This window comes from Amycolatopsis sp. NPDC004747 (assembly GCF_053601335.1).
In genome coordinates this window covers 101,567-120,183 of sequence record NZ_JBSGBQ010000028.1, presented here as the reverse complement: position 1 = coordinate 120,183, position 18,617 = coordinate 101,567, and the positions used below count along the sequence as shown (strand labels likewise).

The 18,617-nt window shown below is 72.3% G+C and carries 20 protein-coding genes; 9 read left to right on the top strand and 11 right to left on the bottom strand.

Going from position 1 to position 18,617, the window contains the following annotated elements; genetic code table 11:
- Window positions 1-339 precede the first annotated feature (339 nt).
- From ACWEGE_RS35330 to ACWEGE_RS35315, 4 genes are all read right to left on the bottom strand, one after another.
- The gene (locus ACWEGE_RS35330; RefSeq protein WP_449664815.1) at window positions 340-1,950 is read right to left on the bottom strand and encodes a hypothetical protein; all 1,611 of its coding nucleotides are present in this window, start codon (window positions 1,948-1,950) and stop codon (window positions 340-342) included.
- A gap of 70 nt (window positions 1,951-2,020) precedes the next feature.
- Window positions 2,021-3,217 carry a S1 family peptidase gene (locus ACWEGE_RS35325; protein WP_449664814.1) on the bottom strand — a complete coding sequence of 399 codons (1,197 nt, stop codon included), beginning with the start codon at window positions 3,215-3,217 and terminating at the stop codon, window positions 2,021-2,023.
- A 129-nt stretch (window positions 3,218-3,346) separates the two neighbouring features.
- Window positions 3,347-4,570: an RNA polymerase sigma factor gene (locus tag ACWEGE_RS35320; RefSeq protein ID WP_449664813.1), complete on the bottom strand. Its 1,224-nt coding sequence runs from the start codon at window positions 4,568-4,570 to the stop codon at window positions 3,347-3,349.
- Window positions 4,567-4,890 carry a YciI family protein gene (locus tag ACWEGE_RS35315; RefSeq protein ID WP_449664812.1) on the bottom strand — a complete coding sequence of 108 codons (324 nt, stop codon included), beginning with the start codon at window positions 4,888-4,890 and terminating at the stop codon, window positions 4,567-4,569. The genes ACWEGE_RS35320 and ACWEGE_RS35315 overlap by 4 nt, the downstream gene beginning before the upstream one ends.
- 129 nt (window positions 4,891-5,019) lie before the next feature.
- On the opposite strand from ACWEGE_RS35315, the gene ACWEGE_RS35310 reads away from it, so the two are divergent.
- Window positions 5,020-5,481, top strand: coding sequence for a phage tail protein (locus ACWEGE_RS35310; protein WP_449664811.1), 462 nt, complete (start codon window positions 5,020-5,022; stop codon window positions 5,479-5,481).
- A 3-nt stretch (window positions 5,482-5,484) separates the two neighbouring features.
- Here ACWEGE_RS35310 and ACWEGE_RS35305 read toward each other — a convergent pair whose 3' ends face one another.
- The 3 genes from ACWEGE_RS35305 to ACWEGE_RS35295 all read right to left on the bottom strand — a co-directional run bounded on the left by ACWEGE_RS35305 (window position 5,485) and on the right by ACWEGE_RS35295 (window position 7,318).
- Window positions 5,485-6,345 (bottom strand): aminoglycoside phosphotransferase family protein, encoded by an 861-nt coding sequence (locus tag ACWEGE_RS35305; RefSeq protein ID WP_449664820.1) that lies wholly within the window; start codon window positions 6,343-6,345, stop codon window positions 5,485-5,487.
- A 62-nt stretch (window positions 6,346-6,407) separates the two neighbouring features.
- Window positions 6,408-6,620 (bottom strand): translation initiation factor IF-1, encoded by a 213-nt coding sequence (gene infA / locus ACWEGE_RS35300; protein WP_449664810.1) that lies wholly within the window; start codon window positions 6,618-6,620, stop codon window positions 6,408-6,410.
- Entirely contained in the window at window positions 6,620-7,318 is a 699-nt protein-coding gene (locus ACWEGE_RS35295; protein WP_449664809.1) for a GNAT family N-acetyltransferase, read from the bottom strand. The genes infA and ACWEGE_RS35295 overlap by 1 nt, the downstream gene beginning before the upstream one ends.
- Before the next feature lie 248 nt (window positions 7,319-7,566).
- On the opposite strand from ACWEGE_RS35295, the gene ACWEGE_RS35290 reads away from it, so the two are divergent.
- From ACWEGE_RS35290 to ACWEGE_RS35280, 3 genes are read left to right on the top strand one after another with little or no spacing between them, the layout of a single operon-like run.
- Window positions 7,567-8,193 (top strand): glyoxalase, encoded by a 627-nt coding sequence (locus ACWEGE_RS35290; RefSeq protein ID WP_449664808.1) that lies wholly within the window; start codon window positions 7,567-7,569, stop codon window positions 8,191-8,193.
- Between the two features lie 45 nt (window positions 8,194-8,238).
- Window positions 8,239-9,030 (top strand): Fpg/Nei family DNA glycosylase, encoded by a 792-nt coding sequence (locus tag ACWEGE_RS35285; protein WP_449664807.1) that lies wholly within the window; start codon window positions 8,239-8,241, stop codon window positions 9,028-9,030.
- Between the two features lie 34 nt (window positions 9,031-9,064).
- Window positions 9,065-9,859: a PIG-L family deacetylase gene (locus tag ACWEGE_RS35280; RefSeq protein WP_449664806.1), complete on the top strand. Its 795-nt coding sequence runs from the start codon at window positions 9,065-9,067 to the stop codon at window positions 9,857-9,859.
- A 580-nt stretch (window positions 9,860-10,439) separates the two neighbouring features.
- Here the strand turns inward: ACWEGE_RS35280 and ACWEGE_RS35275 are convergent.
- Entirely contained in the window at window positions 10,440-10,838 is a 399-nt protein-coding gene (locus ACWEGE_RS35275) for a RidA family protein (protein WP_449664805.1), read from the bottom strand.
- A gap of 46 nt (window positions 10,839-10,884) precedes the next feature.
- Here ACWEGE_RS35275 and mtnA point away from each other — a divergent pair, with 46 nt between their 5' ends.
- On the top strand, window positions 10,885-11,868 hold the full coding sequence (gene mtnA, locus ACWEGE_RS35270; protein ID WP_449664804.1) for an S-methyl-5-thioribose-1-phosphate isomerase: 984 nt from the start codon (window positions 10,885-10,887) through the stop codon (window positions 11,866-11,868).
- Here the strand turns inward: mtnA and ACWEGE_RS35265 are convergent.
- Both ACWEGE_RS35265 and ACWEGE_RS35260 read right to left on the bottom strand, forming a co-directional pair.
- The gene (locus ACWEGE_RS35265; RefSeq protein WP_449664803.1) at window positions 11,825-12,049 is read right to left on the bottom strand and encodes a ferredoxin; all 225 of its coding nucleotides are present in this window, start codon (window positions 12,047-12,049) and stop codon (window positions 11,825-11,827) included. The genes mtnA and ACWEGE_RS35265 overlap by 44 nt on opposite strands.
- A complete protein-coding gene (locus tag ACWEGE_RS35260; RefSeq protein WP_449664802.1) occupies window positions 12,043-13,233 on the bottom strand; it encodes a cytochrome P450 in 1,191 nt (396 codons plus the stop codon). Before ACWEGE_RS35260 ends, ACWEGE_RS35265 begins: the two co-directional genes overlap by 7 nt.
- Window positions 13,234-13,349: 116 nt before the next feature.
- Here ACWEGE_RS35260 and ACWEGE_RS35255 point away from each other — a divergent pair, with 116 nt between their 5' ends.
- The 4 genes from ACWEGE_RS35255 to ACWEGE_RS35240 are packed head-to-tail and all read left to right on the top strand — an operon-like array spanning window position 13,350 to window position 15,869.
- Entirely contained in the window at window positions 13,350-13,859 is a 510-nt protein-coding gene (locus ACWEGE_RS35255) for a PadR family transcriptional regulator (protein ID WP_449664801.1), read from the top strand.
- Entirely contained in the window at window positions 13,856-15,061 is a 1,206-nt protein-coding gene (locus ACWEGE_RS35250; RefSeq protein WP_449664800.1) for a cytochrome P450, read from the top strand. The genes ACWEGE_RS35255 and ACWEGE_RS35250 overlap by 4 nt, the downstream gene beginning before the upstream one ends.
- Window positions 15,062-15,065: 4 nt before the next feature.
- Entirely contained in the window at window positions 15,066-15,263 is a 198-nt protein-coding gene (locus tag ACWEGE_RS35245) for a ferredoxin (protein WP_449664799.1), read from the top strand.
- Window positions 15,264-15,305: 42 nt separating this feature from the next.
- The gene (locus ACWEGE_RS35240; protein WP_449664798.1) at window positions 15,306-15,869 is read left to right on the top strand and encodes a TetR family transcriptional regulator; all 564 of its coding nucleotides are present in this window, start codon (window positions 15,306-15,308) and stop codon (window positions 15,867-15,869) included.
- Here the strand turns inward: ACWEGE_RS35240 and ACWEGE_RS35235 are convergent, their stop codons facing one another.
- Window positions 15,870-18,605: an FAD-binding and (Fe-S)-binding domain-containing protein gene (locus tag ACWEGE_RS35235; RefSeq protein ID WP_449664797.1), complete on the bottom strand. Its 2,736-nt coding sequence runs from the start codon at window positions 18,603-18,605 to the stop codon at window positions 15,870-15,872.
- Between the last annotated feature and the right edge of the window lie 12 nt (window positions 18,606-18,617).

The window sequence follows — 18,617 nt, the reverse complement described above, 5'->3', positions numbered from 1 at the left end:
CACACCATCACACCACGACATACACCGAACTGGCACGCATAAAGCTCCTCGACCCCGCCCACTAACTTAGCGGTATTGGCCGGACGGGCAGGCTCCGGGATGACCACATCTACCGCTGCCACCTCGCCTTCTGGGGGTGGGCCGCTGGGTGGTCATCCCGTCGCCTGATCGAGGCCTATCACTTTGAGCCGGGCCCGCAAGCTTGCGTCGTCTGGTCGCGTTGGTCTGTGGGTTGCGGGCCCGGCTCAAAGTGATTTGACGGCCTCAGGCGACGGGATGACCACCCAGCTCCATGATTTCTGGGCTTCGCCCGACCCAACCGAGTCACGCATTACTCGACTAGGACCCTTGTGTCGGGCCGGGTGGATCCACCGGCCAAGGCGGCCCGGGCGGCAAGCGCGGCCACGGCGGATCCACCTCGACCGGCGACGGCGCCGGATCGCGGGCGCCGGCCCACCAGCCGGCCGCGAAGATCAGCGGCAGGCACGCCGCGGCGAGGATTGGGCCCAGGCCGGTGGCCGAGCCGAGCTCCTGCGGGTGGCCGAGTGTCCAGCCCAGGAACGGGCCGGTGTAGGCCAGCCCGGTCAGCACGGCGGCCGCGACGACCGCCGTCATGCGCGGCCGGTGCAGCAGCGGCTGCGCGAGGGTGAGACCGGCGCCGACGCCGACGAAGCACAGCGCGGTCACCAGCCAGACCCCCGTCGACAGCCCGGAATTCGAGCTGAAGAACGCCACCCCGCCGAGGACCGGCAGGCCCAGCACCACCAGCAGGACGAGCGGCACCACGGCGGTGAGCCCGCGGCCGAGCCGGGCGCGCACCCGGCCGGCCGCCACCGTCGTGCCGACCAGCAGGGCCAGCACGGCGAGCAACCCGGCGTCCAGGAGGCCGTCCCCGATCACGCGGCCGAAGCCGGTGAGCGGCGCCGGCCGGATATCGAGCCGGGTTTCGGGCACCACGACCGGAAGCCGGCTCCAGGCCCCGTCGACGCCGCGGACCAGTACCCCTTCCACGCCGTTGGCCACGAACACCTCGTGTCCACCCGGGACGGCGCGGACGGCGACCTCGCTGCTGCCCACTTTGGCCAGCCTGACCACCCCGGCCGGAAACGGGTGCTGGCGGAAGACGAACTCCCACCGGGCCGCGGGCAGCTCCCACGCGGTGTGCCAGGTCCGGCCGGCATCGGTCGTCTCGTCGACGCCGGGCTGGCGGCCGCCGCTGGGCAGCTGCCCGTTCCCGTCGAGATCGGCGGTCCCGCGCACCCGGTAGCAGTGTGCGGCCACGTCGGGCACGCAGGCTTCGGTCTGCCGCGTCGGCGGCGACGCCGAGAAGTCCGACGGGTGCGGCACCCGCGAAACGTACTTCCAGCCGTCGACACCCGAGGCGGAGCTGTAGATCGCGTCGGCCGCCTCGATCACCACCTGCGAGCCCTCGCTCTTCACGGACTCGACCGCCTGCGTGGTGTCGGCGGGCGCCGACGTCGCGGTGACGGCCAGCACCGTGACCGGCACCGCGACCACCACCCGGACCCGGAACGCCAGGCCGTCCGGCAGCGGCGAGGCCCCCGTCACCCGCCGGTAGGCCCACCAGGAAAGCCCCAGCGCGGGCACCGCCACCAGGTCGGTCGGATCGGCCAGGATCACCGAGGGCCCGTTGACGACCGACCACGCCGCCGAAGCGACGCCCGCGCCCCAGGCCGTCAGCTTGACCATGGCGAACCCGGCACCGGCCGCCAGCACCGCCGCCGCCGCGGCGGCCCGGCCGGCGAGGAACAGGCCGAGCAGCAGGCCGAGCAGCGGCGGTGCCGCCACCAGCCCGGCCACGTCGCTGAGCTTGCCGGTGACGAGCCCCGGCCAGGCCGGTTTGAGCACGTGGTCGTTGAGCAGCAGCACCGCCGTGGCGCCGACGGTCAGCGGATGCGCCGCCCAGCGCGGAAGGACCCCAGTTCGCATCTGGTACAGCCTGCGGGGCGGTGATCACGTCCGTGACACGTCCCGGCCCCGGATCGGACCGGGGCGCTGCTCACGGCAGCGGATCGAGTGCGCCGTTGACGCTCATCAGCTTGAGCTGGAACGCGCGCAGGATCGGGTTGATCGGCTGGAAGAACGTCGTCCCGCCGAACGTGCAGCCGCCGATCCCGCCGGACGTGACACCTTGCGCCTGGCCGCCGGACAGGTACGGACCGCCCGAGTCACCCGGTTCGGCACACGCGCTGGTCCTGGTCAGGCCGGACACCGTGCCTTCCGCGTAGTTGACGGTCTCGTTCTTGGCCTGGACCGTGCCGCAGCGCCAGCCGCTGGTGATGCCGGAGCGGCAGATCGACGCCCCGACCGGTGCTTCCTGCAGCCCTTCGACGCGGACGCCGCCGCCCTGGTAGTCGTAGACCTGGGGCATCCCGAACGGGCCGGAGTCGAAGTCGTAGTTGTCGTGGCTGACCCAGGCGTAGTCGTTGCCGGGGAACACCGAGCCGCGGAAGGTCCCGGTGGCGCCGACGTCGAAGCCCGGGGTGGCCGCGTCGCCGGCCTGGCCGCAGTGGCCCGCCGTGGCCCAGCCGACGAAGTGCTGGACGTAGCTCAGCACGGTGAAGCCGAGGGAGCAGCGGCCGAGCGGAACCCGCAGCAGGTCCCCGCCGTAGATGCCGAGCGGCACCCGGTCCTCCACAGTTCTCGGGGTGCCGGCCGAGACGCTGATCCGCACCGCGGCCGGGTCGACGCCACTGGCCTTGACGAACGCACCGGCGGCGTCGACGGCGGCCGGCTGGGCTTGGACCACCACGGTGTTCGCGGCCGGGTCGACGTACCAGCCGGACACCGCGGTGGACGGCGGCCGCGCCGTCCTGTCCAATGTGGACTTGACCGCGGTGAGGTCGCGCTCGCTGCGGCGGACGACCTTCGGTTCGGCGCCGGCGGCCCGCACCCGGCCCGCCTCGGCCGGATCGGTGACGGCCACCACCAGGCCGGCCGCGCCGGGCGTCAGCCAGGCACCGCCGAACCGGGTGCCCAGCGCGGCCCGGAGGTCGCGTTCGGTTCGCCCGGCGGCCGCTTCCCTGGCCAGGAGGTCGTTCGCTTGCGCGGCACCCAGGTGCAGGTCGCGCTGCACGGCCGCGACCAGGTTCGGGTCGGCGGAGGCCGCCGCCTCCGCGGGCACGACGGCGCCGGCCGCGGCGAGCCAGACGATCGCGGTCGCGGCGAGGACCCTGCTTCGCCGGTTTCGAGCCATGGTGGGACTCCCTCCCGTTCCGACAGCCGAACGGCGAGTGTCGGGCGCGGGACGAGCTTCCGGCTATGTCGCTCCGCGAGAACCGGAGCCCGGCACCCCAGCGGGAGTTGTCACGACTGACAACTCCGGCTACCCCAGCTGGTCCCGGCGGCGGACCAGGTACGCGGTCTCGGCCGTGTTGCCCGCCAGCTCGATGGCTTCGTCGTAGGCCGCACGCGCTTCCCCGCCGCGGCCCAGCCTCCTCAGCAGATCGGCGCGGGTCACGTGGTAGGCGTGATAACCCGCAAGCCGGTCGTCGAGCCGGTCGACCGCCGCCAGTGCCACCTCCGGGCCGTCGAGCTCGGCGACCGCGATCGCCCGGTTGAGGAGGACGACCGGCGAGGCGTCGACGCGGGCCAGCTGGTCGTAGAGGGCGACGATCTGCGACCAGTCCGTGTCGCGGATGTCGCGGGCGGAGGTGTGCACGGCGTTGATCGCCGCGAGGAGCTGGTAGCGGCCCGGCGCCACCCCCGTGGCGAGGCGCTCGCGCACCAGCCGGTGGCCCTCGGCGATCAGCGCCGCGTCCCAGGTCGCGCGGTCCTGTTCGTCGAGCGCGACCAGCTCGCCCGCCGAAACCCGGGCCGGGCGGCGGGCTTCGATCAGCAGCATCAGCGCCAGCAGCCCGGTCACCTCGCCGTCGTCCGGGAGGAGCGCGTGGATCAGCCGGGTGAGCCGGATCGCCTCGGCGGTCAGCTCGTGCCGGATCGGGTCCGTGCCGGGTCCGGTCGCCAGGTAACCCTCGTTGAAGACGAGGAAGAGGACGGTGAGCACGCCGGCCACGCGTGCCGGGAGGTCCTCGGCGGACGGCACGCGGTACGGGATGCGCGCCGCCTTGATCTTGGCCTTCGCGCGGGTGATCCGCTGCTCCAGGGCGGTCTCCTTGACCAGGAACGCGCGGGCGATCTCGGGCACGGTCAGCCCGCCGACCAGGCGCAGCGTCAAGGCCACGCGGGCGGGCGCCGCCAGCGCCGGGTGGCAGCACGTGAAGATCAGCCGCAGCCGGTCGTCGTCGATGGCACCGTCCGGCTCCGGCGGAGCGTCGTCGTGCACCATCAGAGCCTCCTTGTGCTTGTCGTCGCGCTTGTTCTCGCGCCGGATCCGGTCGATGGCCTTCCGGACGGCGGTGGTGGTCAGCCAGGCGCCGGGGTTCGGGGGCACGCCGTCGGCGGGCCAGCGCTCGACGGCGGTCGCGAACGCCTCGGCGGCCGCCTCTTCGGCGATGTCGAGGTCGCCGAACCTCCTGGTCAGGGTGGCAACCACCCGGGCCCATTCCGCGCGGTGGACCCGGGTCACCGCCTCTTCGACGTCGTTCACCGGAACGGTCGCACCTCGATCTTCCGGTCGCAGGCCTTCGACGCCTCGGCGGCGAGCTTGAGCACCACGTCCAGGTCGGGCGCCTCCCACACCCAGACGCCGGCGAGGTACTCCTTCGACTCCACGAACGGCCCGTCGGTCAGCACCGCCTGCTCACCCCGGTTGTCGACGACCGTGGCCGCGTCGGTGTCCGCGAGGCCGCCCGCGAAGACCCAGTAGCCCTCGGCGATCAGCCGGTCGTTGAACTCGCTGATGGCCGGCTGCCGGTCCGTGCGGCCGGGGTTTTCCTTGTCGTCGATGACGGAGACGAGATACTGCATACAGAATCCTTCCCTGGTGCCTGCTTCACCCTGACCACGAACGCCGCCGCCGCGATCCGACACTCCTCCCGGACTTTTTTCCGGGGAGGACCTACGCTGGGCCGGACCCGGACACAGCGGAGGACAGCCATGCCCCACACCGTGGACTTCGACACCGTATCGACGGACGGCCTGGAGTCGTCCCCGGTGGCGGACGCGCTGGCCGGGCTGCGGGCGAACGAGGCCCGGTACTTCAAGAACAAGTACGGCCACGTCTTCACCGTCGAACCCGCGAGCGACGCCCGGTCCACCGTCGACTGGGTGCACCGCATCCTCGAGGAGGAACGCGGCATCGTCATCGCCTCGCGCCCGCTCGAGGCGACCGCGTTCCAGGTCGAGAACATCCGGTGGGCCTACGTCTTCTACGAGAACGGCCTGTCGGTCAACGTGCTGTACACCGTGGACGACGGCGGGAAGCGAGCGGTCGGGTTCAAGCTCTCCGACCGGATGGAGGTCCCCGAGGAGCTGTCGTCGTTCAAGTTCGCCCGCCAGAAGTCGAAGCTGGCCGGCACCATCCGCGGCTCCTACTTCGTCGTCAAGAAGGAGTACTGACCCTCACCCGGTGAGGGCCTCGGTGATCTGGCGGGTCGTCTGCGCCGCGACCCGCGGGTCGACGGCGGCGTAGTGCACGTAGGCGGTCAACCCGGTCGCCAGCGCCCAGCCGCGGCCGCGCGTCCAGGTGGCCTCGTCGACGTCGAGGGCGGCGCGGAACGTCGCCCGGGTTTCCGCCGACATGAGTGTGAAGGCGATCATCAGGTCGCACGCCGGGTCGCCCGCGCCGAGCTCGCCGAAGTCGATGACCGCGCTGAGCCTGCCGCCGGTCGTCAGCAGGTTGCCCGTGTGGAAGTCGCCGTGGCACCAGACCGGAGGACCGGCCCACGCGGGGGCCGCGAGGGCGGCGTCCCACAGCCCGGTCAGCGCCGCGGTGCCGAACGCACCGCCGACCTGGGCGATGGCGGCCCGGGTCGCGGTGTCCCGGATGACCAGCGGACGGCCGGCGACGTTCGCGGTCCGGCCGTCGAACCGGTTCAGGGCCCTGAGGAAACCGGCCAGCTCGGCGGCGGCCTCGTGCGATCCAGACAGGGCTTCGACGGTGGCCACCTCGCCGTCCAGCCAGCGCGACACCGCCCACGGCCACGGATAGCCGAAGCCCGGCCGGCCCACCGCGACCGGTTCGGGGACGGCCAGCGGCAGGTGCGGCGCCAGCCGCGGCAGCCATTCGGCCTCCTTCTCCGCCTGCGCGATCGCACCGGCGTGGCGGGGCAGCCGGACCGACAGCTCCGTGCCCAGCCGGTGGATCACGTGATCCGAGCCGGCCGGCGTGAACCGGGCCAGCGGCAGCCCGGCCCACTGCGGGAACTGGGTGTCGACCAGCCGCCGCACCAGCGCGGTGTCGATGGCCGGGTTCGTCTCCACGGTCAAGGAAGCTCCTCGGGGAAGGCCGTCGCCGGGCGCGGGGACCCGGCGACGGCCGCGTACTAGGTCCGGTAGCGGAACAGGATCCGCCCGCGGTTCAGGTCGTAGGGGCTCAGCTCCACCAGGACCCGGTCGAACGGCAGGATCTTGATGAAGTTCTTCCGGATCTTCCCGCTGATGTGCGCGAGCACCTTGTGCCCGTTCGCCAGCTCGACCCGGAACGTCGCGTTCCGCAGGCACTCGACGACCGTGCCTTCGATCTCGATCCCGGCCATCAGCGCAACACCAGCTCGAGGTTGCTGCCGACCCGGCGGGCACCGGCGCCCTCGAAGAGCGCCACCGCCGCCGGGTTCGCTTCGTTCACCTCGGCCGAGGCCGCCGGGATTCCCTTGTGGTGCAACGCGTTCAGCACGTGCACCAGCAACGCGCGGCCGATCCCGCGCCGCTGCCGGTCCGCGCGCACCGCGATCAGCCCGATCCGCGGCTGCCGCGGCACCGCCGCCAGCCGGACCAGGCCCACGTACTCGCCCTCGGTCTCCGCCACCACGTACTTGCTGAGGTCCGGGACGTCGGGGCGGGGCAGGATCTCCGCCGGCATCTCCTGCCAGCCCACCGCCGCCTCGACTTCGGCGCGGATGACGTCTTCAGCCGAGCGCAACGAGCGCGCGTCGGACGGCGGCCGGATCGTCACGCCCGCGGGAACGGCGGCCCCGCCCGGTGCGGTGGGGACCACGTACTCCCACTCGCGGCGCCGGGTCGTGAACCCGGCCGCTTCCCAGCGGGAACGGAGCTCCGCGTCGGCTTCGTCGACCACTGTGTACAGCGGTCTCGGCAGCGCGGGCAGCATGTCGGCCGCGAGGAGCGCGAAGCCCGCGTCGTCCCACGTGTCGATGCTGAGGAAGAGGCGTCCGTCCGGTCGCCGGGAGACTTCTCCGCGGCCGGGTACGTCCGGCCGCCGGTGCAGATCGTTCATGGTGTCGCCTTTCGGGAGCTGTCGATGGGCTCCCGGCGACACTGCGTCAGCCGCCCGCCCGTGACGACGAGGGGAGCACCCACTGCACTGCAACGTTCACGGGTCTCACCTCCTCGGGCCGGGTCACGGTCAGGGGCAAGCTATCAGCCCCGCGCGCGACCCGCCCACTCCTTTTCCGCCGGGCCGCCGCGCAGACCGGTCAGGAATCGAGAAGCGCCGGTCAGCGGCCCGGACCTAGCGTTACCGGCATGACGAACATCGAAACCATCACCCTCGAAGTTGCCGACACCGCCGCCGCCGAGCGCTTCTACGCCGCCGCCTTCGGCCTCACCTCCCAGCTGCGGTTCCGGGTCGCGGACACGCCGAGCGACGGCTTCCGCGGCTTCACCCTCTCCCTCACCGTCCCGCAGCCCGCCGACGTCGACTCGCTGATCGAAACCGCCCTCGAGGCCGGCGCCACGACGATCAAGCCCGCCACCAAGTCCATGTGGGGCTACGGCGGCACCGTCCGCGCGCCGGACGGGACGATCTGGAAGCTCGCCACCTCGGCCAAGAAGAACACCGGCCCGGCCACCCGCGAGATCGACGCCCTCGTGCTCCTGCTGGGTGCCGCCGACGTGACCGCCAGCAAGAAGTTCTACGTCGGCCAGGGCATGGCCGTCGGCAAGAGCTTCGGCAAGATGTACGTCGAGTTCGAAGCCGGGTCGAGCCCGGTCAAGCTGGCGCTGTACCGCCGCAAGGCGCTCGCGAAGGACGCCGGGGTCGCCCCGGAGGGCAGCGGTTCGCACCGGATCGCGGTGGGTGGCGCGGCTTCGCCGTTCACCGACCCGGACGGCTTCGCCTGGGAAACCACCGCCGGCGCGCGCCTTTCCTGATCGCACCGCACGGCGCCTCCGGCCGGGTTCCGGCAGACTTCCCTGGTGCCCGAACTCCCCGAAGTGGAACTCGCCCGCCAAGTCCTCGACGGTGCGCTCGGCCGGGAGATCCGCCTGGTCGACGACCACGACGACTGGGTCTGCCGCCCGCACGCGCCCGGGGACATCGCGACGGCGTTGACCGGCGGGCGGCTGGTGTCGGCGCACCGGCGGGGCAAGACGCTCTGGTGCGAAACGGAAGGCCGCGCCGGACGGCCCGGGCCGAACCTCGGCCTGCACCTCGGGATGGCCGGGCAGCTGCGGTTCGGCGGCCGGAGCGGGCCGCCCGGACGGGCTCGCGACCGCGCCGAGAAACCCGAGTGGTTCCGGTTCGGGATCACTTTCGCCGATGGCGAACAGCTGCGCCTGTTCGACACGCGGCGGCTCAGCCGGGTGCGGCTCGACCCGGACCTCGGCGCGCTCGGCCCGGACGCCGGGGAGATCTCGCGCGGCGAATTCGGCGAGCGCGTCGGCCGCGGGCGGGCACCGCTGAAGGCGCGGCTGCTCGACCAGTCGGTGGTGGCCGGGATCGGAAACCTGCTGGCGGACGAAACCCTGTGGCAGGCGGCGTTGTCCCCGGCCCGGCCGGTGAACGAGCTGGGCGCCGACGACCTCGCGGACCTGCACAAGGCACTGCGGAAGGCGCTGCGCGCGGCGATCCGCCACGGCGGCGTGCACACCGGCGAGATCATCCCCCACCGCCGGGCGGGCGGCCACTGCCCGCGGTGCGGCGCGGAGATGCGCCACGGAACGGTCGGCGGCCGGTCGACCTGGTGGTGTTCGAAGGAGCAGACGTAGGGTTTTGTCGGTGGTTGCCGGTACCGTCGCGGGCATGGCAACCCTGGTCACCTTCCACGCCCACCCGGACGACGAGTGCCTCCGCACCGCGGGCGTCATGCGCAAGGCCGTCGAAGACGGGCACCGGGTCGTGCTCGTCGTCGCCACCAAGGGCGAGGTCGGCGAGGTACCCGAAGGCTTCCTGGCCGAGGGCGAGAAACTGGCGGACAGGCGCGTCCAGGAGTCGTACGCGGCGGCGGAGATCCTCGGCGTCGAGCGCGTCGAATTCCTCGGCTACCGCGACTCGGGGATGATGGGCGAGCCGACGAACGACGACCCGGCGTGCTTCTGGCGCGCCGACGTCGAAAAGGCGGCCGAGCAGCTCGCGGCGATCCTGCGCGAGGAGTCGGCCTCCGTGCTGACGGTGTACGACGACAACGGCGACTACGGCCACCCGGACCACATCCAGGTCCACCGGGTCGGCCTCCGCGCGGCCGAGCTGGCCGGCACGCCCCGCGTGTTCCAGGCAACGTTCAACCGCGAGTTCATGCAGCGCGGTTTCGAAGCGGCGATCGAGCAGGGCCTGATCCCCCCGGAGGCGGCGCCGAAGCCCCCGGAGAACGTGGAGTTCGGCAAGCCGGAGGCCGAAATCACGGCGGCGGTCGACGTGGCGAAGTACGCACCGGTGAAGCGCGCGGCGATGCGGGCGCACCCGAGCCAGATCAGCGAGGACATGTTCATGCTGGCGATGCCGGACGAGGCGTTCACGTCCGCGTTCGGCACGGAGTGGTTCATCCGGTGGGGACAGGGGCCAGGCATCACCGAAACCGACCTAATGGCCGGCCTCTAACCCTCCCCACCCCGGGCCCCGGGGCCCCGGGGCCCGGGGGCCGGGCCGGGGGGCCAGGGGGCCAGGGGGCCAGGGGGCCAGGGGGCCAGGGGGCCAGGGGGCCAGGGGAAAGTTAGCCGGAGCCGGGGGAGGATCTGGGCGGGGCCGGGGTGCGAATGGCGGCTGGCGCCGTGTTGCCCCTCCAATCACGAATGATGCCCCGCCAATCACGTGAGATCGCTCCCCAATCACGCGAGATCGCTCTCCAATCACGCGAGATCGCTCTCCAATCACGCGAGATCGGCCTCCGATCACGCGAGCTCCGGCCGCGATCGCGCCAACCGACCCTCCAGGTACGCGAGTCGTCCATCCAGGTACGCGAGTTGGCCATCCGGGTGCGCGAGTTGGCCATCCGGGTGCCCGAGTTCGCCGTTCCGGTACACCGCAGTCGCGTGATCGGAGACGGGACTCGCGTGATTGAGCGCGGAACTCGCGTGATTGAGCACGGGACTCGCGTGATTGGCGGGGTATCTCGCGTGCTTGGCGGGGTATCTCGCGTGCTTGGCGGGGCATCATTCGTGACTGGCGGGGCATCTCGCGGTCAGGCGAGGGCGGCCGTCACGTCGAGTTCCAGCAGCTGGCCCGGGTACCCCAACTGGGCTACCCCCAGCAGGGTGCTCGCCGAACCGAACGCCGCCGCGATCGGTGAGGCCGTGAACCGGGTCCACACCGAGGACAGCACCTCGCGGTCCTCCGTCACCACGTAGATCACCGTGCGGACCACGTCCGATGGGGCCGCGCCCGCGAACTCCAGGGCCGTTGCCGTGTTGGCGACCACCTGGTCCACCTGGGCGAGGATGTCGTCGCTCACCAGCGCACCGTCCGGGGTCAGGGGGCACTGGCCCGCCAGGTACACCGTCCGCGCGGCCGTGGTCACCGTCACGTGGTGGTAGCCCGGTGGTGTGTGCAGGCCGGGTGGGTTCCGGCGTTCAATGGTCACCGTTCCATCTTCGACGGCCGGGCAAGCGGAAATCCGGGGAGGGCTCGTGCGCAGGACCATCGACTGGGCGGACGGCGCAATCGTCATCATCGACCAGACCGCGCTGCCCGATGAGCTCCGGCTGCTCGAACTGAGGACCGTCGGTGAGCTGGTCGACGCCGTCAAGCGGCTCGCCGTCCGGGGAGCTCCCGCGCTCGGGGCCGCCGGGGCGCTCGGGGTCGCCCTGTCCGCCCACCTGCACGGCGATGTCCGGGCCGACGCCGAGGTGATCGCCGGCGCGCGGCCCACCGCCGTCAACCTCGGCTGGGGCGTCGAGCGGGCGCTCGGAAAGCTCGGCCAAGGGAAAGACGCCGTCCTCGCCGAGGCACTCGCCCTGCTCGACGAGGACGAACAGCTCAACAAGACCGCCTCGCGGCACGCCGCCGAGGTCGTGCTCGACGCCTGTCCCCGACGTCCGCTCAGATTCCTCACCCACTGCAACGCCGGGCGCCTGGCCACCGTCGGCTGGGGCAGTGCGCTCGGCGTCGTCTGGCACCTGCACGAACGCGGGCTCGTCGAAGAGGTCCTCGTCGACGAGACGCGCCCGCTGCTCCAAGGCGCCCGGCTGACGGCGTGGGAACTCGCCCAGGAGAACGTCCCCTACCGCGTCCAGCCCGACGCCGCCGCCGCAGCCGCCATGGCCCGCGGGCTGGTCGACTGCGTGCTCGTCGGCGCCGACCGGATCGCCGCGAACGGGGACGTCGCCAACAAGATCGGCACCTACGGCCTCGCCATCGCCGCCCGGCACCACGGGATCCCGTTCGTGGTGGTCGCGCCCTCGTCCACTGTGGACACCAAGCTCGCGGACGGCACGGGCATCGTCATCGAGGAACGCGACGCCCGCGAGCTCACCGGACACACCCCGGAGGACGCGCGGGTCTTCAACCCCGCCTTCGACGTCACCCCGTTCGGCCTGATCACCGCCGTGGTGACCGAGAACGGCGTCTTCAGGGACGCGGCCCGATCTCCCGGCCCCCGTCGGTCACCGTGATCGCCATGGCCGGGCAGGAGTCCGCCGCGTCCAGCACCGTCTCGTCCGCCTCCACCGACGGGGTCAGCGGGTGGGCCACCGCGCCGTCGAGGGCGAACACCTCCGGCACCAGGGCCGCGCACATCCCCGATCCGATGCAGGTGTGTTCGTCGACCTTCACGTCCCAGCTCATCATCACCATCCGATCGGCATCGACCGCGGTCCGCGGACGAGCATCTGCGTCTTCCACACGATATCGCCGGCGAGGTGCAACCCCGGCATCTCGGTGACCAACGCGCGCAGCGCCTCCTGCAGCTCCAGTCGGGCCAGCGGCGCGCCCAGGCAGTGGTGGACGCCGTGGCCGAAGCCCAGGTGGTGGTTCTCCTCGCGGTCGAAGCTCAGTTTCTCGGCGTCGCCGAACTGGAGCGCGTCGCGGTTGGCCGCGCCGATCGCCACCAGCACCGGCTCCCCCGCCCGCACCAGCACGCCGCCGACCTCGACGTCTTCCGTCGCATACCGCGCGAACCCCGCGCCCGCGCCCAGCGGGACGAACCGCAGCAGTTCCTCGACCGCCGCCGGGATCAGGTCCGGGTCGGCGCACAGCCGCTCCCACTGCTCGTGCTGGTCCAGCAGCGCGTAGACGAAGTTCGGGATCTGGCTCGCCGTCGTCTCGTGCCCGGCGACGAGGATGCCGACGCACAGGTCGACCAGCTCCAGCTCGGTCAGCCGGTCACGCACGTCGCGGGCCTCGATCAACGCCGTCATCAGGTCGTCCTGCGGCCGCTCGCGGTGCTCGGCGATCAGGCCGCGCATGTAGTCGCGCAGCTCTTCGCGGTTGCGCTCGAACTCCTCCGGCGTCAGCCCGCTCGTGGACAGCGCCGCGTCGCTCCACACGCGGAACTTCGGCCGGTCGGCGACCGGGACGCCGAGCAGCTCGCAGATCACCGCGACCGGGATCGGCAACGCGTAGGCGTCGACCAGGTCGGCGGGCGCACCGGCCGCCTTCATGTCCGCGATCAGCTCCGCGGCCAGCGACGCGACGCGCGGCCGCAGCAGCTCGACCCGGCGCATGGTGAACGCCTTCGCGACCAGCGTGCGCAGCCGCGTGTGGTCGGGCGGGTCCATCTGCAGGATGCCGCCGTCGCGCACCGCCGGCGAACGGCGCGGGGCGTCCTTTTCCTTCTCCATCGCCCGTGAGAACCGGCGGTCGCCGAGCACCAGCCGGGCGTCGGCGTAGCGGGTGGCCAGCCAGGCCGGCTCGCCGTAGGTCATCTTCACCCGGACCATGCCGTCGGCGTCCCGCGCGGTGGCGTAGGCCTCGTTCAGGTCGAGCCCGGCCTCCTCGTTGAACGGGTACGCAAGCGGTTCGGTGTGGGTGGCAGTCATGCGGTAACCCCCGTGCTCCGGTTTGTAAGCAGCTGCTTACAACGCTACACAGTTTCTCCTCGCCTGTCACGATCCGCCATTGCCCCGTCACCAAACACTAGGTTACGGTGACCTAGGTGTGGATCGAGATCCTTCTGCTGTCGAAGCTGGCCGTCGAGCCGATGCACGGCTACGAACTGCGCAAGGCGGTGGAGGCGTCGACGGGTCACACCCTGTCGAACAACTCGCTCTACCCGACCCTGCGGCGCTTCGTCGACGCGGGCGCGGTGAGCCGCAGCGCCGAGGAGCAGGAGGCCAAACCGCCGCGGCACGTCTACACGATCACCGAAGTCGGGCGGGAGCTGCTGCACGACCTGCTCGCGGACTTCCCGGCCGACCTGGCGCTCAACGAGCCGGAGTTCCTCGCCCGCGTGGGGAACTTCGCCTGGCTGCGCCCGGAGGAAAGAACGCGGGTGCTCGACGTCCGCAAGAAGGCGCTGGCGGCCGAGCAGGCCCGGCTCGAGGCGCTCGCCGCTGGGCAGGCCGACCCGTGGAGCCGCGCCGCGCTGCGGCACGTGCTCGGGAAGTTCGACGCCGAACTCCGCTGGCTCGCCGACCTCACCACCGATCCGAGGGAAGACGCATGACCACCACCGAAGAGACGCCTCGCCTCCCCTTCACCCAGGCGGACGCGCTGGCGATCGCCCCGGAGTTCGCGCTGCTGCGGCAGCAGTCGCCGGTGAGCCGGGTGCTCACCCCCGCCGGCGACCCGGCGTGGCTCATCACCTCGTACGAGGAAGCCAAAGAGGTCTTCCGCGACCGCCGCTTCGGCCGGTCCCACCCGAAACCCGAAGAGGCGTCGCGGGTTTCCCACGCGGCACTGCAGGACGGCCCGAGCGGCGACTTCGACACCGAAGAGCGCGACCACAAGCGGATGCGCCGGATGCTGGCGCCCGCGTTCTCCGCGCCCCGCATGCGGGCCCTCGGCGACCGGATCGCCGAGCTGACCGACCGCTGCCTCGACGACATGGCCGCCGCACGGGAAGACGGGCCCGTCGACCTGGCCGAAGTGCTCGCTTTCCCCCTGCCGGTGCTGGTGATCTGCGAGCTGCTCGGCGTGCCGTACGCCGACCGCGAGCACTTCCGCGGGCTGTCCGAGCGGATCGCCCGGATGGACGGCGGCGAAGACGCCCAGGCCGCCATGGCGGAGTTCATGGCCTACATGGCGAAGCTGGCCGACGCCAAGCGCGCCGACCCGCAGCCCGACGTCATCTCCGACATGGTCGCCTACCAGGCCGAGGACCCGGCCTTCACCGACGAAGACCTCGCGCGGCTGAGCGCCGGGCTGCTGTTCGCCGGTCACGAGACGACGTCCACGCGGATCGCGGTTGGCACGCTGTTCCTGCTCAGCGACACCGCCCGCCGAGACCGCTTCGCCGCCGACCCCGAAGGCCAGGTCGACAGGACCGTCGAGGAGATCCTGCGGCTGACCGCGACCAGCGGCACCGGCCTGCTGCGGTACGCGCACGAAGACGTCGAGATCGCCGGGACCCGGATCCTGCGCGGCGACGCCGTGCTGATCTCCCGCGACGCGGCCAACCGGGACGCGTCGGTGTTCGCCGACCCGGACGGGTTCGACCCGGACCGGACGCCGAACGTGCACCTCGCCTTCGGCACCGGCGCCCACGTCTGCATCGGCGCCAACCTCGCCCGCACCGAGCTGCGCACGGTGTTCCCCAAGCTGTTCCGCCGCTTCCCCGGCCTGCGGCTCGCCGTCGGGATCGACGAGATCCCGGTCCGCAAGAACCGCGTCGCCGGCGGTGTCGAGCGCGTTCCGGTGGAGTGGTGAGCCGATGAAGGTCACCGTCGACACGGGCAGCTGCGTCTCGTCCGGCCAGTGCGTGCTGCTGGCACCGGAGACTTTCGACCAGAACGAGGACGACGGCACGGTCGTCCTCCTCGCCGAGGAGCCGCCGTCCGGCGAGGAGGCGGCGGTCCGGCAGGCGGAATTGACCTGCCCGGCCGCCGCGATCCGCCTCTCCGGCGCCTAGGGTCTGTCGCGCCGCGTCCGGTTTGCCGGTTAACCTGCTTCGATGAGCGAGCAGCCTGGCCGGCGGCGGGACGCGGCCGCGACGCGGCAGGCGCTGCTCGACGCCGGTGCGAAGCTGTTCGCCGAGCGCGGGTTCGACCGGACGACCGTGCGGGACATCGCCGACCTGGCCGGGGTCAACCAGGCGCTGCTCTTCCGCTACTTCGGCAGCAAGGAAGCGCTGTTCGAAGAGGTCATCGCCCGCAGCGGGCGCGAGCACCTGGAGGCCCACCCGCCGGAGCGGCTGTTCAGCGCGTCGCTGCGCAGCATGCTCGAGCCGGGCGGCGACCGGAACCGGACTCTGGAGACGTACCTGCGCTCGTCCGGCAGCGGCGACGTCGGGGCGGTGCTGCGCCAGGAGATCGGCGACGAGTACGCCAGGATCCTGGCCACGCTGACCGACGCCCCGGACGCCGAACTGCGCGCCGACCTCGCGCTGGCCTGGCTGATGGGGATCGGGGTGGTCCGCGAGCTCACCGGCAGGCAGCCGCTCGTCGACGCCGACCCCGATGACATCGTCCGCCTCGTCCTCACCGCCGTCCGCACGCTGCTGGAGCGCGCCGAGTGATCACCGCAGGGCCCGCCGCAGCAGCTCCGCCAGGTGCACCGGCGTCCGCCCCGACTCCTGGGCGATCTGCGTCCGGCAGCTGAAGCCGTCCGACACCACCACCGTGTCCGGGGCCGCCGCGCGGATGGCAGGCAGCATCCGGTCCTCCGCCACCGCCTTCGACACCTCGTAGTGGCCGCGCTCGAAGCCGAAGTTGCCCGCCAGGCCGCAGCACCCCGAATCGAGGGTGGTGTTCCGGACGCCCGCGGCCGTCAGCGCGGCCTCGTCGGCGCCGAAGCCGAGGACCGCGTGCTGGTGGCAGTGCACCTGCGTGATCGCGTCGACGTCGAGCGCCGCGAACGGGATCGGTGCCCGCTCGAGCAGCTCGGCGAACGTGAACGTCCGCGAAGCCAGCAGCGAAGCACGTGCGTCGCCCGGCATCAGCGCGGGCAGGTCCCCGCGGAACAGCGCCGTGCAGCTCGGCTCCAGGCCCGCAACCTCGTAGCCGTCCTCCAGGTACGGCGCCAGCACGGACAGCGTCCGGTCCAGGACTCGCCGGGCGACGCCGAGCTGGCCCGTCGACACCCACGTCAGTCCACAGCAGACACCGCGGTCCGGCAGGACGACGTCGTAGCCCGCCGCGGTGAGCACCTCGTGCGCGGCGTCGAGCACCGACGGCGTCAGGTAGTTGTTGAACGAATCCGGCCACAGCACCACGCGACGCTCCCCTGACGCCCGGCGCCGAAGATCGGCGCGCGAGGACGTGAAAGGAGCAGGCGCAAAAGCCGGCAGCGAGCGTTCGGGCGCGATGCCACCGAGCCGTTTCACCAGGCCCGCCAGCCGAGACCGTCCCACGAGATTGGCCAGGCGCGGAGCCGCAGCGCTGATCCGCAGCCACAGCGGCAGCCAGCCCATCGAGTAGTGCGACGCCGGGCGCAGCCGCCGCCGGTAGTGCTGGTGCAGGAACTCGGCCTTGTACGTGGCCATGTCGACGTCGACCGGGCAGTCGGAGAGACAGCCCTTGCAGGACAGGCACAAGTCCAGGGCGTCGCGCACCTCGGCCGAGCGCCAGCCGTCCTCGATCACTTCGCCGTTGATCATCTCGGCGAGCAGGTGCGCCCGGCCGCGCGTGGAGTGCCGTTCCTCGCGGGTGGCCCGGTAGCTCGGGCACATCACGCCGCCGCCGCCGGTGTTGCGGCACTTCCCCACGCCGACGCACCGCCGCATCGCCTGGCCGAAACTCCCGCGGTCCTCCGGGTAGCCGAGGAACACCCTGTCCTCGAAGGACTTGGACGTCGGCCGGACGCGCAGGTCCGCGTCGAGCGGCCGCGGCGCCACCAGGATGCCCGGGTTCATCCGCCCGGCCGGGTCGAAGATCGCCTTGAACCGCGCGAAGACCTCGAGCATCTCCGGGCTGTACATCCGGGACAGCAGCTCCGAACGCGCCTGGCCGTCGCCGTGCTCGCCGGACAGCGAGCCGCCGTGGGCCGCGACGAGGTCCGCCGCCTCCTCGAGGAACCGCCGGAAGTCCGCGACCCCGCCCGCGGACAGCAGGTCGAAGTCCAGCCGCAGGTGCAGGCAGCCTTCGCCGTAGTGGCCGTAGACGACGCTGCGGCGCCCGTGCGCGCGCATGAGTTCCTTGAACTCGCGCAGGTACGCCCCGAGCCGCTCGGGCGGGACGGCGGCGTCCTCCCAGCCCGGCCAGGCCTCCGAGCCGTCGGCGAGCCGCGTCGCGAGCCCGGCGCCTTCCTCGCGGATGCGCCACAGCCGGCGTTGCGCGGCCGGGTCGTCGAGGATCGCGAAACCCGTCAGATCGAGCGACGCGGCCAGCTCCCGCGCCCGCGAAGCCGGGTCGTCGCCGGCGAGCTCGACGAACAGCCACGCCCCGCCCGGTGGCAGCTCGCCGACCCGCCCCGGCAGCATCGCGACCAGCTCGGCGTCCACGCCTTCGACGGTCAGCGGCGACCACGGCAGGATCGACGGCACCGCGTCCGCCGCCGCGATGTCCGACGGAAAGCCCAGCACGGCCAGCACCTTGCGGTCCGGCGGCTCGGCGAGCGAAACCGTCGCCTCCAGGACGGTCACGCAGGTGCCTTCGGACCCGACGAGCGCCTTGGCGACGTCGAAGCCGTTCTCCGGCAGCAGGTGTTCCAGCCCGTAACCCGACACGCGACGCGGCCACGTCGAAAGTTCCTTGCGCAGCAGCGCCAGGTTCTCGCCCACCAGCGCGCGCAGCTGGTCGAAGATCCGGCCCTCGGCGGGCTCGTCCGGCCCCACGCGCAGCCGCGTGCCGTCGTAAAGCAGCACTTCCAGGGAGCGGACGACGTCGACCGTGCGCCCCCACGCCACCGAGTGCGAGCCGCACGCGTTGTTGCCGATCATCCCGCCGAGCGTGCACCGGCTGTGCGTCGACGGGTCCGGGCCGAACCGCAGCCCGTGCGGGGCCGCGACCGCCTGCAGGTCGTCGAGCACCGTGCCGGGCAGGACCCGCGCGAGCCGCGTGGACGGGTCCAGGGAGAGCACCCCGCCGAGGTGGCGCGAGGTGTCGATCACCAGCCCCGGCCCGCACGCGTTCCCGGCCACGCTCGTGCCGCCGCCACGGGCGATCACCGGCAGGTCACGATCGCGCGCGGCCGCGACCGCCGCGACGACGTCGTCGACCGTCCGCGGCAGCACCACGCCGCGGGGTACGTGGCGGTAGTTGGACGCGTCGGTCGTGTACAGCGCGAGCGTGGCGGCGTCGGTGAGGATCTCCACGTCCCCATTCAA

What these genes read in the sequence shown, in the direction of transcription:
- ACWEGE_RS35245 (WP_449664799.1), top strand. Translation starts at nt 15,066, where the DNA reads ATGAAGGTCACCGTCGACACGGGCAGCTGCGTCTCGTCCGGCCAGTGC.
- ACWEGE_RS35295 (WP_449664809.1), bottom strand. Translation starts at nt 7,318, where the DNA reads ATGAACGATCTGCACCGGCGGCCGGACGTACCCGGCCGCGGAGAAGTC.
- ACWEGE_RS35250 (WP_449664800.1), top strand. Translation starts at nt 13,856, where the DNA reads ATGACCACCACCGAAGAGACGCCTCGCCTCCCCTTCACCCAGGCGGAC.
- ACWEGE_RS35315 (WP_449664812.1), bottom strand. Translation starts at nt 4,890, where the DNA reads ATGCAGTATCTCGTCTCCGTCATCGACGACAAGGAAAACCCCGGCCGC.
- ACWEGE_RS35265 (WP_449664803.1), bottom strand. Translation starts at nt 12,049, where the DNA reads ATGGTGATGATGAGCTGGGACGTGAAGGTCGACGAACACACCTGCATC.
- ACWEGE_RS35240 (WP_449664798.1), top strand. Translation starts at nt 15,306, where the DNA reads ATGAGCGAGCAGCCTGGCCGGCGGCGGGACGCGGCCGCGACGCGGCAG.
- ACWEGE_RS35325 (WP_449664814.1), bottom strand. Translation starts at nt 3,217, where the DNA reads ATGGCTCGAAACCGGCGAAGCAGGGTCCTCGCCGCGACCGCGATCGTC.
- ACWEGE_RS35260 (WP_449664802.1), bottom strand. Translation starts at nt 13,233, where the DNA reads ATGACTGCCACCCACACCGAACCGCTTGCGTACCCGTTCAACGAGGAG.
- ACWEGE_RS35330 (WP_449664815.1), bottom strand. Translation starts at nt 1,950, where the DNA reads ATGCGAACTGGGGTCCTTCCGCGCTGGGCGGCGCATCCGCTGACCGTC.
- ACWEGE_RS35290 (WP_449664808.1), top strand. Translation starts at nt 7,567, where the DNA reads ATGACGAACATCGAAACCATCACCCTCGAAGTTGCCGACACCGCCGCC.
- ACWEGE_RS35280 (WP_449664806.1), top strand. Translation starts at nt 9,065, where the DNA reads ATGGCAACCCTGGTCACCTTCCACGCCCACCCGGACGACGAGTGCCTC.
- ACWEGE_RS35310 (WP_449664811.1), top strand. Translation starts at nt 5,020, where the DNA reads ATGCCCCACACCGTGGACTTCGACACCGTATCGACGGACGGCCTGGAG.
- infA (WP_449664810.1), bottom strand. Translation starts at nt 6,620, where the DNA reads ATGGCCGGGATCGAGATCGAAGGCACGGTCGTCGAGTGCCTGCGGAAC.